Annotated in this window: 9 protein-coding genes; 7 read left to right on the top strand and 2 right to left on the bottom strand. The window is 40.9% G+C overall.

The genetic code is table 11. The features are described 5' to 3' along the window. Nucleotides 1–53: 53 nt before the first annotated feature. The gene (locus FIB07_12725) at nucleotides 54–2522 is read left to right on the top strand and encodes a hypothetical protein (GenBank protein NJD53718.1); all 2469 of its coding nucleotides are present in this window, start codon (nucleotides 54–56) and stop codon (nucleotides 2520–2522) included. A gap of 51 nt (nucleotides 2523–2573) precedes the next feature. Here the strand turns inward: FIB07_12725 and FIB07_12720 are convergent, their stop codons facing one another. Continuing rightward, a complete protein-coding gene (locus FIB07_12720) occupies nucleotides 2574–3101 on the bottom strand; it encodes a DUF4382 domain-containing protein (GenBank protein NJD53717.1) in 528 nt (175 codons plus the stop codon). A 164-nt stretch (nucleotides 3102–3265) separates the two neighbouring features. Here FIB07_12720 and FIB07_12715 point away from each other — a divergent pair, with 164 nt between their 5' ends. The 6 genes from FIB07_12715 (at nucleotide 3266) to FIB07_12690 (ending at nucleotide 12565) form a co-directional block, all read left to right on the top strand. After that, nucleotides 3266–4570 carry an exonuclease SbcCD subunit D gene (locus tag FIB07_12715; protein ID NJD53716.1) on the top strand — a complete coding sequence of 435 codons (1305 nt, stop codon included), beginning with the start codon at nucleotides 3266–3268 and terminating at the stop codon, nucleotides 4568–4570. Beyond that, on the top strand, nucleotides 4570–8094 hold the full coding sequence (locus FIB07_12710; GenBank protein ID NJD53715.1) for a hypothetical protein: 3525 nt from the start codon (nucleotides 4570–4572) through the stop codon (nucleotides 8092–8094). The genes FIB07_12715 and FIB07_12710 overlap by 1 nt, the downstream gene beginning before the upstream one ends. After that, entirely contained in the window at nucleotides 8082–9227 is a 1146-nt protein-coding gene (locus tag FIB07_12705) for a DNA double-strand break repair nuclease NurA (protein ID NJD53714.1), read from the top strand. Before FIB07_12710 ends, FIB07_12705 begins: the two co-directional genes overlap by 13 nt. A 22-nt stretch (nucleotides 9228–9249) precedes the next feature. Further along, a complete protein-coding gene (locus FIB07_12700) occupies nucleotides 9250–9765 on the top strand; it encodes a hypothetical protein (protein ID NJD53713.1) in 516 nt (171 codons plus the stop codon). Further along, the gene (locus FIB07_12695; protein ID NJD53712.1) at nucleotides 9714–11330 is read left to right on the top strand and encodes an ATP-binding protein; all 1617 of its coding nucleotides are present in this window, start codon (nucleotides 9714–9716) and stop codon (nucleotides 11328–11330) included. Before FIB07_12700 ends, FIB07_12695 begins: the two co-directional genes overlap by 52 nt. A 137-nt stretch (nucleotides 11331–11467) precedes the next feature. After that, the gene (locus tag FIB07_12690; protein ID NJD53711.1) at nucleotides 11468–12565 is read left to right on the top strand and encodes a DUF1646 domain-containing protein; all 1098 of its coding nucleotides are present in this window, start codon (nucleotides 11468–11470) and stop codon (nucleotides 12563–12565) included. Nucleotides 12566–12607: 42 nt separating this feature from the next. Here FIB07_12690 and FIB07_12685 read toward each other — a convergent pair whose 3' ends face one another. Continuing rightward, nucleotides 12608–14599 carry a potassium transporter KefB gene (locus FIB07_12685; protein NJD53710.1) on the bottom strand — a complete coding sequence of 664 codons (1992 nt, stop codon included), beginning with the start codon at nucleotides 14597–14599 and terminating at the stop codon, nucleotides 12608–12610. Nucleotides 14600–14662 lie beyond the last annotated feature (63 nt).

The raw sequence follows: 14662 nt of genomic DNA, 5'->3' as shown, positions 1-14662 counted from the left end.
TCTTGAGGGTTTATAAATCGTTGTTTGTTATTTTCATTGTAATTTTAATCGCATTGGTTTTTTCAATCCAAATCTCAGCTCTACCTGAAAAAATTCCAAAAATAAATCCTGGACTCCAAAAAATAATTAATGAATCTCCTGATGAGATTGTTTTTGTTTCGATTTTCCTGAAAGAACAGCCCCTTCATAATATTTCCCAAAAAACCAAAGAAAAATACAAACCCGGGTTGCAGGAAATCCAGTCTGATATTCAAACACATTACAACGAAGCAAGAAAAAATGCCATAGTGAAAAAAAGAGCAGACATAAATGCAACCGGTAAGGTCAAGATTAATGAAGAGATATCTATTGATTTCACTTCTGGTTTTACAGATGCCGACAAAAAAGTTATTTCGGATGAAAATTCAAAGTTCGAAAAAACAAGGCAGGAAATGATACAGGAAATCATTAACAATACAAAAGAACAAATCCGGCCTCAACAACAAGAAATCGAAAATAAAATTAAAGAACTCGGGGGTTCAACTGAAGGAGAAGGTACTTTTTATAATGTTGTTTTCGCAAGGATTCCTGCAAGCAAAATAAAATATCTTGTAGATTTGCCTGATGTCGATTACATAGAAAAAATCAATATTTATCGGTCTTTACTTGATACGAGTACTTATTCCATTAATGCCAACACATTCTGGAGTAATGGCTATTTTGGGTCTACCTGGGGTGTGGCTGTTGCTGATACCGGAATAGACAAGACACATCCTGCACTGTCAGTCAGCTACGAAGGGGTATTCCATTCGGCAGGGCGTTTTGATCCGGACTACAATGATAGACAAATTAAAGATGACTTACAGGGGCATGGCACCCATGTAGCGGGCATTGTAAGCAGTAAGGATACTACATACAGGGGTGTTGCAAATAGTACTGTCCTTATGAACGCAAAATTTGCATGGAGAACAATAAGCAATGGCGGGAGTGGTTATGATAGCGATGCTATGGAAGCCATCGACTGGGCTATTGATAGTTCAAAAGGCGACGGGGCAGAGATAATCAGCTTTAGTTTTGGAGGTACTGCAGTATCTCCGGAATCCGGTCTGTCCCGCTATTTTGACGCAGTAGTTGATAGCCTTGGAGTTGTAGCAGTAATCGCTGCCGGGAATGATGGATATTCCGGTTCGATCAATGATCCTGGTATTTCTTATAATGCAATAACAATCGGCGCGATGGATGACAGGGGTTCTGTCAGCAGGGCAGATGATATAATTGCTTATTACAGCAGCCGTGGTCCTGTCTATGGAACAGGCAGGATTAAGCCTGATATTATGGCCCCAGGCTCATCTATAACATCTGCTTACAATAACTGGGAGGGTGTAAATCCTGACTTTGTGACAAAGAGCGGAACAAGTATGGCAACCCCCCATATTTCCGGGGTAGCGGCTTTACTAATGAGCGCAGGAGTTTATTATCCTGAAGAAATAAAGGCGCTTCTGATAAATACAGCAGATGACAAAGGCACTACGGGCGGAGACTATAATTATGGTTGGGGTTATGTGGACTTAAATCACACTTTTTTTCATACACCTGATGTAAGATCAGGAGTTGTCAATAGCTCTAACCGCTATTTACTATACAAAGGCTATTCATTTTCAGGGGATAAGGCATCTCTGGTATGGAATCGCCATGTCACTTATTCCGGGTCCTCATATCCGACAAACTACTACAGCCTCTCAGATCTGGATATATATATGTATAATGAATCGGATGGCGCATTAATATCTTTTTCTGAAAGTACCGATGAAAATGTAGAGCAGGTATTATCAAATGCAAACACCGACACTGTTTTAAAAATCAATGCCAAAAATTTTGCAGGTGGTATCTCGTCAGAACAGTTTGCACTTGCTTCTGAAGAAGGATTTAATTTAACATCCCTTCCTGATTTGCGAGTGGAAATTTCAAATCCCGATAAAGTAGTTCAAAATAATAATTTCAATGTCAGTGTAAATATTACGAATCCGGGAAATGTATCTGCCCATAATGTAAACGTTACATTGTCCTTACCATCCGGTTTTTCGATTATTTCGGGTCAAAATTACTCCTATCTGGGAAGTATTGCCGCAGGAAGCAGGAAAAATGCGAACTGGACGGTAAATTCATCCTCCACTGGAGGAAATTACTCTTTAAATGCAAGTTTCAATTCGCTATCGTATAACGAAGCTTATTCAGGATCAAATACGAGCCCTGTTTATGTTAATCCGCCGGGTTACATCAATGGTACTGTTCTGCACAACGGCACTGGAATAGCAGGAGCATTTGTTACTACAAATACCACCATCTCCACAACAACCAGTCCATCAGGATTTTATTCACTACTTGTCCCTGAAGGCACTTACAATCTCACAGTGACCAGAGAGCCGGAATTCTATCCGAATATCCCGGTAGTTACAGCTGTGGCTGGAACCACTGTGGTTCATGATGTTGTGCTTTTGAAGAAGCAAACAGGTAATATTAGCGGCGTGGTGGAAAATAGGTAAATTGTTGGATATAAATATCCAACAGAGTGCTTAGCACGTTGATTTAAAAAATTATTTTTGTATTACTTTAATAGTCGGTTTCATAACATACTTATCTTTTCCTGTAGATTGGATAGATTCCATCGCATCAAAATCAAGAATTAGTGCTGTTGTCTGGTTTTCAACAATATTAAATGGTTTAATCAGTTTGATTGTCCTGGATGGGATTGTAAGGTCCTGCTCTGTTCCATCAATTGTCACCAGGGCTTTGTTAACATTCAGCCTTACCTGAGTATATTTACCTGCCTTTAATTCTGAGCTTCCCAGAAACTCCGTTACATTTTTTATTGCTATCAGGTCAAACGTCTTCTCTTCTTTAACTACTGTGACCCATCCTGTCTCAGCCGTTGTATTTTCATCATCGCCAGGACCTGCTAAATGTACTTCTACATCAGATATTGTCACTAAAGCCTTCTGTATGTTTAAACCGGAAGGGGCATCTGTGATCTCTATGGCTAATGTCCCGGTATCTTTTTGAACGCAGCCACTTAATCCGACAATTCCAAGAAACAAAATTGTTACTAAAAGTCTATTCTCCATCGTTCTATCACTGTCCTATTATATATAGTATTTTCAAGAACTTAAACTTTTCCAAGATATTGGAAAGGCATTTATTGAGTATAAATAAATTGATCAAGAAAAGTCCTTCACTTTCAATCCGCCCCCGCAACAATTTTTAACCCCTAACAACATCTTAACACCACATGAACTTCATCCATGCAAGCGATTTCCATCTGGGCTATGCACAATATGGCCTTGAAGAACGCTTCCGTGATTATGCCCGTGCTTTCCAATCTGTCATAAAATATGCCATTGAACACAGGGCTGAATTCATTCTTATATCAGGCGACCTTTTTCATAAGAGGAATATAAATGCGCCTACCTATCTACAGGCATATAAAGTCCTCCGTGAACTCAAAGACAGAAGTCCGTCTACACAGGTCTATGCCATCGAAGGAAACCATGACCTTGCATTTCACAAGGATGGGAAAAGCTGGCTTGAGATATTGAATTCACAGGGTTTGCTAAGACTCATCAGGCTAAAAGAAGCTGATGGTGTAAGTGGCGTAAAGCTCATGGGGGATTATGTCGAGCTTGAAAAAGTCCGTATCTTTGGAGTAAGATACCTTGGCTCCAACACCAGTTCAATAATTCCCCAGATAGCAGATGAAATTAGAAAAATTACATCGGCTAATGGGGAAAAATATACTGTCCTGATGATGCATTTTGGGATGGAAGGACAGGTAAAGCAGGCAGAAGCCGGTGAAATTCCTTACAGTTCGCTTATGCAGTTAAAAGAAGTTGTGGATTACCTTGCATTGGGGCATTACCATATGCAGTATGAAGTAGATAGCTGGGTATACAATTCCGGCAGCATTGAAATGATATCCATGAACGAGTACGGGCTGCCCAAGGGTTTCTATCATGTAAGAGATAGCGGCGCAAAACTCATAACACCGATGGCCAGGCCAGTCAGGAGAATGAAAATGGATGTTGGTGGTATTGCCAATCCTGCTGCGCTTTATTTAAATATTGGGAATATCCTGAAGAAACAGCCTGCAACCCTTTCTGATAATAAACCTCTTGTTGAACTTTTATTGTACGGCGAGTTGAACTTTCCTAAATCGGATATCGATATAGATCATATAAAGAAAATGCTGGAAGAAGAATTCAAGCCCCTTGCCTGCGAGGTTAAAATAGAGAAGAGCAATTCACAATATACTATCAATGAGGGTGATGTACGGGGGCTTTCACGCGAGCAGATCGAACAACGTGTCTTTTCCGAAAGAGTAAAACTTGACGCCAGGTTCAGGGATAACGTCGATACAATAGTAAATACCATGATCGATGTCAAAAAGAAGGCTGCTGCGGGAATTGAAGAAAATGAAATAAGGACCGACCTCAGGTGGTGTTTTGAAAAAATACGCCCGCCTGCATCTGAAACTGTCAGGAATAACGGCAAACGCCAGGCACAGCAGCAAACCCTGCTTTCCCGCATGGAGGAATAATGCTCATAAAATCCCTGGAGCTTAAAAAAATAAAATCCTACTCAAATGAAACGATTGAATTTTTTGAAGGCATAAACGGCATCTGCGGGGAGAACGGGCACGGGAAAACAACCATACTTGAAGCAATAGGCTATGCGCTCTTTGATTTCCTGCCATTTAACCACGGGGATTTCCTGCGCCATGGCGAAAAATCAGGCTTTGTTGCAGTGACTATTGAGGGAAAAGATGAGATAGAATATACGATACACAGGAAAATCGGAAGTGGAAGCGATTATTTCATAAGGACTCCCATTGGGGAGATAAAGGGAAAAAAAGATGTCCAGGCATGGCTTGCAGGCAATATGTTCCGAAGTATCAGGTCAGAAGAAGAACTGCCAGCGCTTTTTGAGAATGCCATAGGTGTGCCGCAGGCTACGTTTACCACTGCCTTTCTTGAGGCTGCAAGAAACCGGAAGATCATATTTGATAATATTTTGAAAGTTGAAGAATATAAGACGGCATTTGATAATTTGCTTCCTGTAACGAATGCGATAAAAAAGACGATCGAGGAAATGGAAAGAGAACTCATCCCGCTTGCAACCCGCACAGAGAAGTATCCTGAATTGAAAAATGAAAAAGTAGCACTGCAAACTGAGATAGAAGAGTTGAAAAAAGAGATCAACGAATTAAATCAGAGGATTTCCGCACTTACCCTGAAAAAAAAAGATCTTACAGAGAAGAAGGCACATCTGGATGCTCTTAACACTCAGATCGCAAATGAACGGATACATCTTGCAGGTCTTTCAAAACAGCTTGAAAAGGCGCGCTCTGACCTTGCGCGGGCTAAATATGCAAGGGATATCAAAAATGAACTTGAGCCAGTTGAAAAAGAGTTCCATAAAAAGTCGGGAAAGCTAAAAGAACTCAATATATCACGTGCAGAACGGGATAAACTGAAAGAAAAGTGTGCAAAAATAGATCTTGAAATTGGCCGCCTTAATGAAAAATTTGAGCGCAGAAGAACGCTTTTTATTGAAAATGAGGGGCTTGAAGAGAACAAGAAACTTCTTATTCCAAAGATAGAAGCTGCGCACAAACTTGAAGAATCTATACAACTTCTTCAAAAAGAACTAAAAGAACCGATGACTGAACTTATTTCGCGTCTTTCAAACCTTCGGGAAAAAGCGCAGCTTGTTGAGAATATGAAACAGGAGATATTGCAGCAAAACCAGAAGATATCGATGCTTTTACCAATGAAAAACAGGCAGGTTGAGTTTGAGAACAGGATTAAAGAATTGAAAGATATCGAAACGTTATTGAAGAATCTGTCCCTGGAAATATCTTCCTTAAAAGAAAAGGAAGTTCTTGCCAGAAAATTGCGCGATGAGATAGCGCGCCTCGAATCACGAAAAAATGAACTTTTTCCGGTCATTGAAAGGCAAAAATCCATTTCTGAAGAAATTAAAAAATTATCAACCCTGTTTGAATCACTCACTGCTATTAATTTTCAATTAAGGATGGCACATGAAAAAAAAGAGCGCGCAAAAACCATCAAAGCAGAGTTAACAAACCTTGAAAATGAGATCGCATCTCTTATTCCGCTTGCTGAAAAACAGACTGCTCTTGAACAGGCGCAGCAGGAGCTTAACAGCAAGAATGCAGTTTTAAAATCGTCAATTACGCAGACAAAGAAAAATATGAAGCTTGCAGGAACGCATGGAGTCTGTCCGATATTGAATGGCATCAAATGTACCTCGGTAAGTGATTTTAATATCTATTTCAATGATGAACTAAATCAGAAGAACCGGGAATTAGACGGGTTAGAGACGAGTTTGAAAAACAACATAAAAGAACTTTCCCGGCTCGGTGATCCGCGAAAAAAGACACAGGAAAAACTTGTGCTGGCCGGATCAAAAAAGAAGGACCTTGAGTTGTATAAAGGAATTGAAGAAGAAATCGATGCAATCCGGGAAAAACTGGAATCTTTATCTTCATCATACACCAGGCCATTAACAGGAAGCGACGAAGAACTCAAAGAGATATCACAGAACCTGCAATCTAAAAAAAAGGAATTTGATGACTTCACAAAATCCGTCACTGAATTTCAAAATATTACGGCACTGGCAGTCTCAAAAAACAAGGACATTGAAGAATTACCTGATATTCCTGCAGCATTTATTGGAATACAGGAAAGATTATCCGGAATTAACGAAAAATCCAGCCTTAACGTTGAGATCGATTCTATTAATAACCATATCAAGAATATTGCTTCAGAGATAATATCCAGCGAAAAAGACCTGAAAGATCTCAATAATCCTTCGCAGCAAATTGTCATAATTGAAAATCTCATTGATTCAAAAAGGTCAGATATTGGTTCACACAAGGATGTGCCGCAAATGATAGATGGTTGTCTGGAACAACTTGATGAACTCAATCAAAGGTTCCATTTGAAAGATTCGTTAGGAGGCGAAAAAGGGGAAATCGAACTTGTTAATAATTTGATGGAAAAAAAGAAGCAGGACCTGAAATCGTTAGCATCTCCGGATAAGCAATTTGAAGCGCTGGATGAAAATATCAAGAAAAACCTTAAGGAACTGAAAACACTTGAAAAAGTACCGGAGCTTATGGATTCGAGCAATAAAGAACGGGATGTATTGATACAAAATCTTTTGAAATTCGAAGGGCTTGATGGAACTATCTTAGCGCTTGAAGAAGAAATAAATAAACTTGAACCCCTGCATAATAAATATTTGCAGGCTCTCCCGCTTGCATCCAGATTCGATGAATATACACGGGAAACACTGGAATTTGAAAATACCATCGCTGCAGCCGGTGCTTCTTTAAACATATCGGTCAGCAACCATGAGGCGCTTTCAAAAGAATTCAAAGAATCTGACCTTGATGAGACTATCCTGCAACTTGATGATATTGGAAAAACCGCAAGCAGTATAACAGAAGCCATAAAACAGAAGAACAGGAACCTACAAAAAATATCAAAGGAACTTTCGGAGATGGAATCCCTCATCATCAAAATAAAGGAAAATCAAAGAAATCTTGAAAAAGAAAAGGATTTTCTGTCCTTCTCAAATTTCATCCGTGACACTATTAAATCCTCTTCGGAATTCGTCATAAATGAATTTATCGGGGAGATCAGCAGCGAAGCAAACAATATCTATTGTGAAATAATGGGTAATCATAGCGCATCTCTTCGATGGACAAATGATTATGATATTGAGATCGGGTCTGGCGGGGAAATAAGCTCCTTCAAGCAGTTAAGCGGCGGGGAGCGCATGAGCGCAGCCCTTTCTGTAAGGCTTGCGCTTCTAAAGAATCTCTCTAACTGTGACTTTGTATTCCTCGATGAACCCACACAAAACATGGATGAAATAAGGCGGGAGAATCTGTCAGAACAGATAACCAGGATCAAAGGTTTCAAGCAGGTTTTCGTCATATCCCATGATGATACTTTCAACGAAAAATACGCGCACGTAGTGAAGGTCCAGAAGATCGATGGCGAAAGCAGGGTTGAATCATGCTCGACTTAAAAAATATCTCCCTTCAGTTCGATGAGAAGCTTTCCGCAATAAAATCCTATGATGCCGAACTCTCCGAATTGACCAGGGAATACAGGACCGAACTTGATAAATTGAACATAATCAACATGGGGCTTAATAAGAACCTTCCGTCTTACAGTGGCGCGAAGCTTCTTGAGCCGGGAAAACTCATTCATCCATTCCCATTCAACTGGGAAAACCGCAAGGATGCGATGGTATGGGTTGATTCTGTGCTGTCAGGTATTCCTGTTGGGGCTGTGGATGGGAGCCAGATATATTCGGATAAGAATTATGAGATACCCCTTGCTGTTATTCAGGTTTCACGTATTTTTAACAGGCACACGGAAAATATGGATTATAAGCAGGAAACTGATGCAATTATAATCACGCCGGATGAGTTTGAAGAGGCAAGCGTTTATTCCTTCGGAAGCGAATACGTCGATGCGCGCCGTTTTTCCATGGAATGCGATGGGATTGCCCGCCTGATGAATGAATATGAAAGTATCTTTATACTGCTTGATGGAGCGCTTATTCTTTCGCATATTAACGTTCTGAACAAAAATACGAGGGAAATTTATATAAAATCAATAATGAAACTGTTTGAAACTTCGGAAAAAACCGGAAATCCCGTGATCGGTTTTATTGATACTACCATGCCGCGGGACATTACGCTTATGATGCATTTCCTTTTCGGTTTGAGGAAAAGTAAACTTTCAGATACGCATCTTTTTTCAAATATGTTATGGGGAGAGCGGACAGCGGCTTTTCTCTGTGACCGCGATGACAGGCGCGGCGATGAGGCAAAATCCGTTCTTGATAATTACGGAAGATTCAATAAGGACATCGCTTTTTTTTACATGAGGACAGGCAATGGTCTTCCCGCACGTGTGGAATTTCCTGCATGGGTCCAGAAAGAAAATATGGTTGATAAGATCGCAGACCTTATCAGGGCAGAATGTATCATTCGCGGCAATTATCCCGATATAGTGATGCGGGCGCATGATGCGGCGGTGATAAGGACGAACGAGCATGAGCTTTTTTACGGGATGCTTGAGAATTTTTGTAAGGTTCATGGGATAAAGATACATAGAAGTGAAAAGGATTTTCATAAAAGTCATAAATAAAATTATCAGATAGGAGGATAAAATGACATTAGGAGACATAATCAGGGTTGAAGATGCGAAGACATATGTGGCAAAAATACCGCCTGATGCTAAAAAGGAACGCATCGGCAGTTTCATAAAAATAAAAAAAGATGACGGATTGATAGTCGGTGTGATTAAGAACATTACAAATTCAATAAGAGAAGACCTTATTCCATATATCAGTCCTGAATTGAAGGCCAAATATGCTCCTTTTAATGAGGATTTCAGGAACAGCTATTATTTTATCCACGGGCTTGGAATAATCCGTAACGGGATTGTAAAATACGATATCGATTCACCGCCCGATGTGAGGGATAATGTCGAAATGCTGGACAATGAGGAATTAAAGTCATTTCATTTTATGAACGGGAAGCCCTGTATTGCTTATTTTCACTCCAACAGCGATGCTCTTTCACAGGACGTCCTCATCACGATGGCCGACAAGATCGAGGCGCAGTGCCCTGAATGCAAAGCCATGCTTACGCTTGTTCGGAAATATATCAAGAGAGATTTATGATCGGGATTGTCAATCATTCGGATGAAGAGGGATTTTCATTCATTTCAAGCGAGCGGCTCCCTGCAGGGATGTTCGCATTCTATCTTGAAGGAGAAAGAAAGGTCCTGTGCAGGGTGAAATATGGAGTGCCCCTCAAACAGTATCCGCAGGAATTCCTTATGGATATGGAGCTTTCTCCTGATGACGTTTCGGCGTTTTATGGGTTTGATCTCCAGGATTTCAAATATTATTCATATTCAACATCAGTCGTTGGGTTTTTTGATGCATCGATGGGTGAATTCATAAATCCCAGGACAAATCCTGCCAGCGGCGTGAAAATCGACCGCGCGGGCGAGGATGTCCTGAAAGATATAAGTAAAGTAAAAGCAGGAGATCCCGGTTCTGCACTGATCGGGAACGTGCTTGGTGAAAAGACAGGGATCGTTTTATCCGTACGTGATATTGTGAGCCAGCATATATCGGTGATAGCATCCACAGGCGCGGGGAAATCATATACTGTCGGCGTTCTGGTCGAAGAACTGTTGAAGCCTTATAACATGGCCCCTGTTCTTATTTTTGATCCTCACGGGGAATACTCCACGCTTCTTGAAATTTCAAACAACGCAGAATTTGTGACTGCAACTTACCGCCCGAAAGTAAAGATAGTTAAACCAAAAGATATAAAGATCAGGATAAGCGACCTCCTTATCAGTGATTTTATCAGCATTATGGATGACGGTACGATGTCTGATAAAATGAAGACACTGTTCCGTTCGGCTTTTCATAGCCTGAAGAATAATAGTAAGAAACAGTTCATCCGCAATGAATTGAAACAGGAGATAGAGGCTCTCCGGGATAAGAATAACGAGTCCACGATCGAAGGCATCAACTGGAGGTTCGGGAAACTGTACGCACCCATTTTCGATGATTTCCAGACAATCCCCCTTGCCGATTATTTCAAAGTGGGTCAGCTCACAATAATGGATGTTTCAGGAATTGAAGAGACATTCCAGCAATTGATCGCCTCGGTAATGCTGCGCCGCCTGTTCGATGCGCGCGAAGGCACAGAGAATAACAGGTACAATGAATCCCATGTGGATAAATTCCTCCCCTATCCTGTCTTTCTGGTGATCGAGGAAGCTCACAGGTTCGCTCCGCAAAGCGGCGAAGCAAAATCCAAGAGCGTCTTAAAGACCATTCTTTCCGAAGGCAGGAAGTTCGGGATAGGCGTATGTCTCGTATCACAGCGCCCCAGCAAACTGGATGCGGATTCCCTGTCGCAATGCATGACCCAGATAACGATGCGAATCGTAAATCCCACAGACCAGCAGCAGATAGCCCAGAGCATTGAATCCGCAAGCAGGGACCTGATCATGGAGCTGCCATCCCTTGCAAAAGGCCAGGCGGTCATTTCAGGGGTGGCGATAAATACGCCTGCGCTGGTTAAGATTCGAAAGAGACTCACGAGTGATACGAAAGGGAGGAGCAAGGATGCACCGGCTATCTGGGCGGCAGAAAGGAAGTATGAGGAAAAGCACAGGGCGCCGGAAGTGAGGGCGGATGAGGAGATGGATGTGGGGGTGTAATTTTTTCTGATTCCTGCAAAATGAAGTAAAGTCTGTCGTCTTCGGGATATTCTGCATAAATTCCTGTGCGATCAAACCAAAAAAGTTAAGAACAAACACGTTCTGAACGTGAAAAAATTGTTATAGGAGGCAATCGTATGGAACTACCACCAAAGGATATGACACTTTCAGCAGGTTTGTTTGTCATATTCCTGATAGTATTATTAGGACCGTTTTTAGTTAAAAAAATTGAACATAATCTTGAAGCATTCCTGTTTTCCATGGGTATCCTTGCGGTTACACTGGATCACTTTTTATTGAAAGTATCTTCGGTAGCAGCAGATGAGATCGCACCCGGTTGGAACCTGACACTTATTGAAAAAGCAATTGTTGACCCGATAGAGATCACACTGGCCGTTCTGATAGCAGGATTGTTATTCCATTATGGTCGCAAAAGTCTCAAGGGTTTTACGGATTCTATACTTGAAAAGGTACCTTTAAAAGTTTTCGTGTTCCTGATCGTAGTTATACTTGGAATTTTATCAAGCATTGTAACAGCGATTATTGCTGCATTGCTCTTAGTTGAACTGGTCAGCGCCTTGAAGTTGAACCGCAAAACCGAGATCAATCTTGTGATTATCGCCTGTTTTGCAATTGGTCTTGGGGCTGCACTTACTCCTGTTGGCGAGCCGTTGTCCACAATTGTGATAAAGACAAAATTGCAGGAAGACTTCTGGTTCTTGTTTGATCAGATCGGAAAATATATCATTCCGGGAGTACTTGCCCTGGGAATTCTCAGCATTTTCTTTGTCGGGAAAAAAGAAAAAGCAAAAGATTCATTGGAAGCTGCAGAAGAAAAAGAAACCTTGAAAGATGTCGGGATTCGGGCATTCAAAGTGTATATCTTTGTAATGGCGCTTGTTTTCCTTGGAATCGGGTTTACCCCAATAATTGAATGGTACATTAAAGCGCTGTCACCTGAAATCCTGTACTGGGTCAATTCAGTTTCAGCAATATTGGATAATGCCACACTTGCTTCAGCCGAGATAACAAAAGGCATGGCGACCTTGCAGATCAATGCCGCACTTATGGGACTTTTGATCGCAGGAGGTATGCTTATACCGGGGAACATTCCCAATATCATATCAGCAAATAAGCTGGGTATAACCAGCAAAGAATGGGCAAAACTTGGTGTGCCGCTTGGCATAGTTATAATGGTTGTTTACTATGTCATCCTGTTTGTCCTGAAAATTTAATTTTTTCCAGGACTTTTTTTTTCTTTTTTCTCTTTATCTTCACTATTCAGCCGATGCCAAAACTATTGAAGAAACTTTTGTGATACTGTCCCTTGTCCCGATCAAAATAACAATATCCTGAGCATCCAATCGAATATCACCGGTAGGATTGGTTATAGTTTCTCTTCCGCGCTTTATTGCCAGTACCATAACCCCATAATTCTTTCTTAAACCAACCTCTGCCAGGGTCTTTCCTGCCAACTGTGAAGTTTCTTCTATTCTGACGGTCTCGATGTCAATATCAGGCAATTGTTGTTTCAATTCCGGAAATACAGTATATTTTTGCTCCTGATTGCGAAATATCCCGTAACCACCTTTGCGGATTTCACTGATATGCTTATCTATCTCGTTCACAGGAATAAAATACCGATGCAGCACCCTTGAAATGATCTCAATCGAGGTTTCAAACTCTTCAGGTATGACATCATTTGCACCAAGAGAATACAACGGATTTACTTCTTTTGTATAACGGGTTCTTGCAATGATGTACACCTGGGGATTAATCCTCCTTGCCAGTTCTACTATCCTTCGCGTGGCAGAGGCATCAGAAATAGCAATTACGATAGACAACGCGCCAATTAAATTAACATGCGCAAGTACCGCCTCTTTGGAAGCATCACCATAAAATATTGGAACACCTCGTTTTTTTTCATTTCGCACAGTTTCAGGATTCATCTCCAGAACAGCAAAGGGAATCCCGGATGCCGATAAAACTCTTGAAACATTCCTCCCGTTTAAGCCAAAACCCACAACAATAACATGGTTTTTTAGCTCTGGTTTCTTGAGGACATTTTCATGGAAGCGCCCGAACTTCAGGGTATTGGATATTGGCAGACGTTCAAAATATTCTGAAAACCTGCCGCTTCCCTGTATCATAAATGGGGTGAACATCATTGTAATGATCGAAGATGCCAGAAAAACCTGGTAATCATCGCCTGAAAGTAAACCAAGATTTATCCCTTCCTTTGAGAGTACAAAAGAGAATTCACCTATCTGGGAAAGGATTACTCCGACAAGTACTCCTATCCTGAGCGGGTAACCCAGCACAACAGGTACAAGCATCCCAACAATAAATTTGATCACAAGAATTGCAAGCACCCCCAGAAGTACATAAAGTGGATTGCGAATTACAGAATTTATATCCAGCAGCATACCAATTGAAACAAAGAAAAGAATAACGAAAATATCCTTAAGAGGAAGTATCTCACTGAATGCCTGGTGCCCGTACTGCGATTCAGAGATCACAAGACCTGCAAGAAAAGCTCCAAGTGCCAGCGATAAACCCACAAGCGATGTTAGCCATGCAGTTCCTATGCAGATCAGGACAATGCTGATCAAAAATAACTCACGGCTGTGTGTCTGTACTACATTGTTCAGTATTAAAGGAACAACAAACCTGGCTACTACGATAACAATGCCCATTATAGAAAATGCCCAGAAAAGATTTGATAAAACATTAAAAGCAGAAAAACCGGATCTTCCTGCCAGCATTGGCAAAATCAAAACTAATACTACAACGCTGAGGTCCTGAAATATCAGGATCCCTGCCGAAATCCGGCCCTGCGGAGAGTCCATCTCACCACGGTCTGAGAGAACTTTAAATACAATAGCTGTGCTGCTCATTGCAACCAGAAGGCCCATAAAAATACCTTTTTCAATGGAAATACCGAAGGAAAGAGAAATTAACAGAACCACTACAGTAGTTAAAAAGACCTGGATAAATCCGCCAAGAAACACCGAACGATTGATCCTGAAAAGTTCTTCAATCGAGAATTCAATACCGATCAAAAACAATAATAGAATTACACCGACTTCAGCCAGAATTTCGATCAGTTCCACATCATATATGATGCCAAGCATCGAAGGACCAAGCAGTACTCCTGCGATCAAATAACCTACAATTGGGGCAATGCGAAGACGATAGAACAAAAAATTAATAGCTATAGCAGCACTAAAAATAATGACAAAATCCCTCAAGAAACCAAGTTCGCTCATAGCAATGACGACATTAATAAAGTAACATTACTATAAATATCCTTGGCACGCTTTGCGATGTAT

This window comes from Candidatus Methanoperedens sp. (genome assembly GCA_012026795.1).
Taxonomy (GTDB): Archaea; Halobacteriota; Methanosarcinia; order Methanosarcinales; family Methanoperedenaceae; genus Methanoperedens.
The sequence above is the reverse complement of the archived record's forward strand: the minus strand, read 5'-3'. Positions and strand labels throughout refer to the sequence as shown.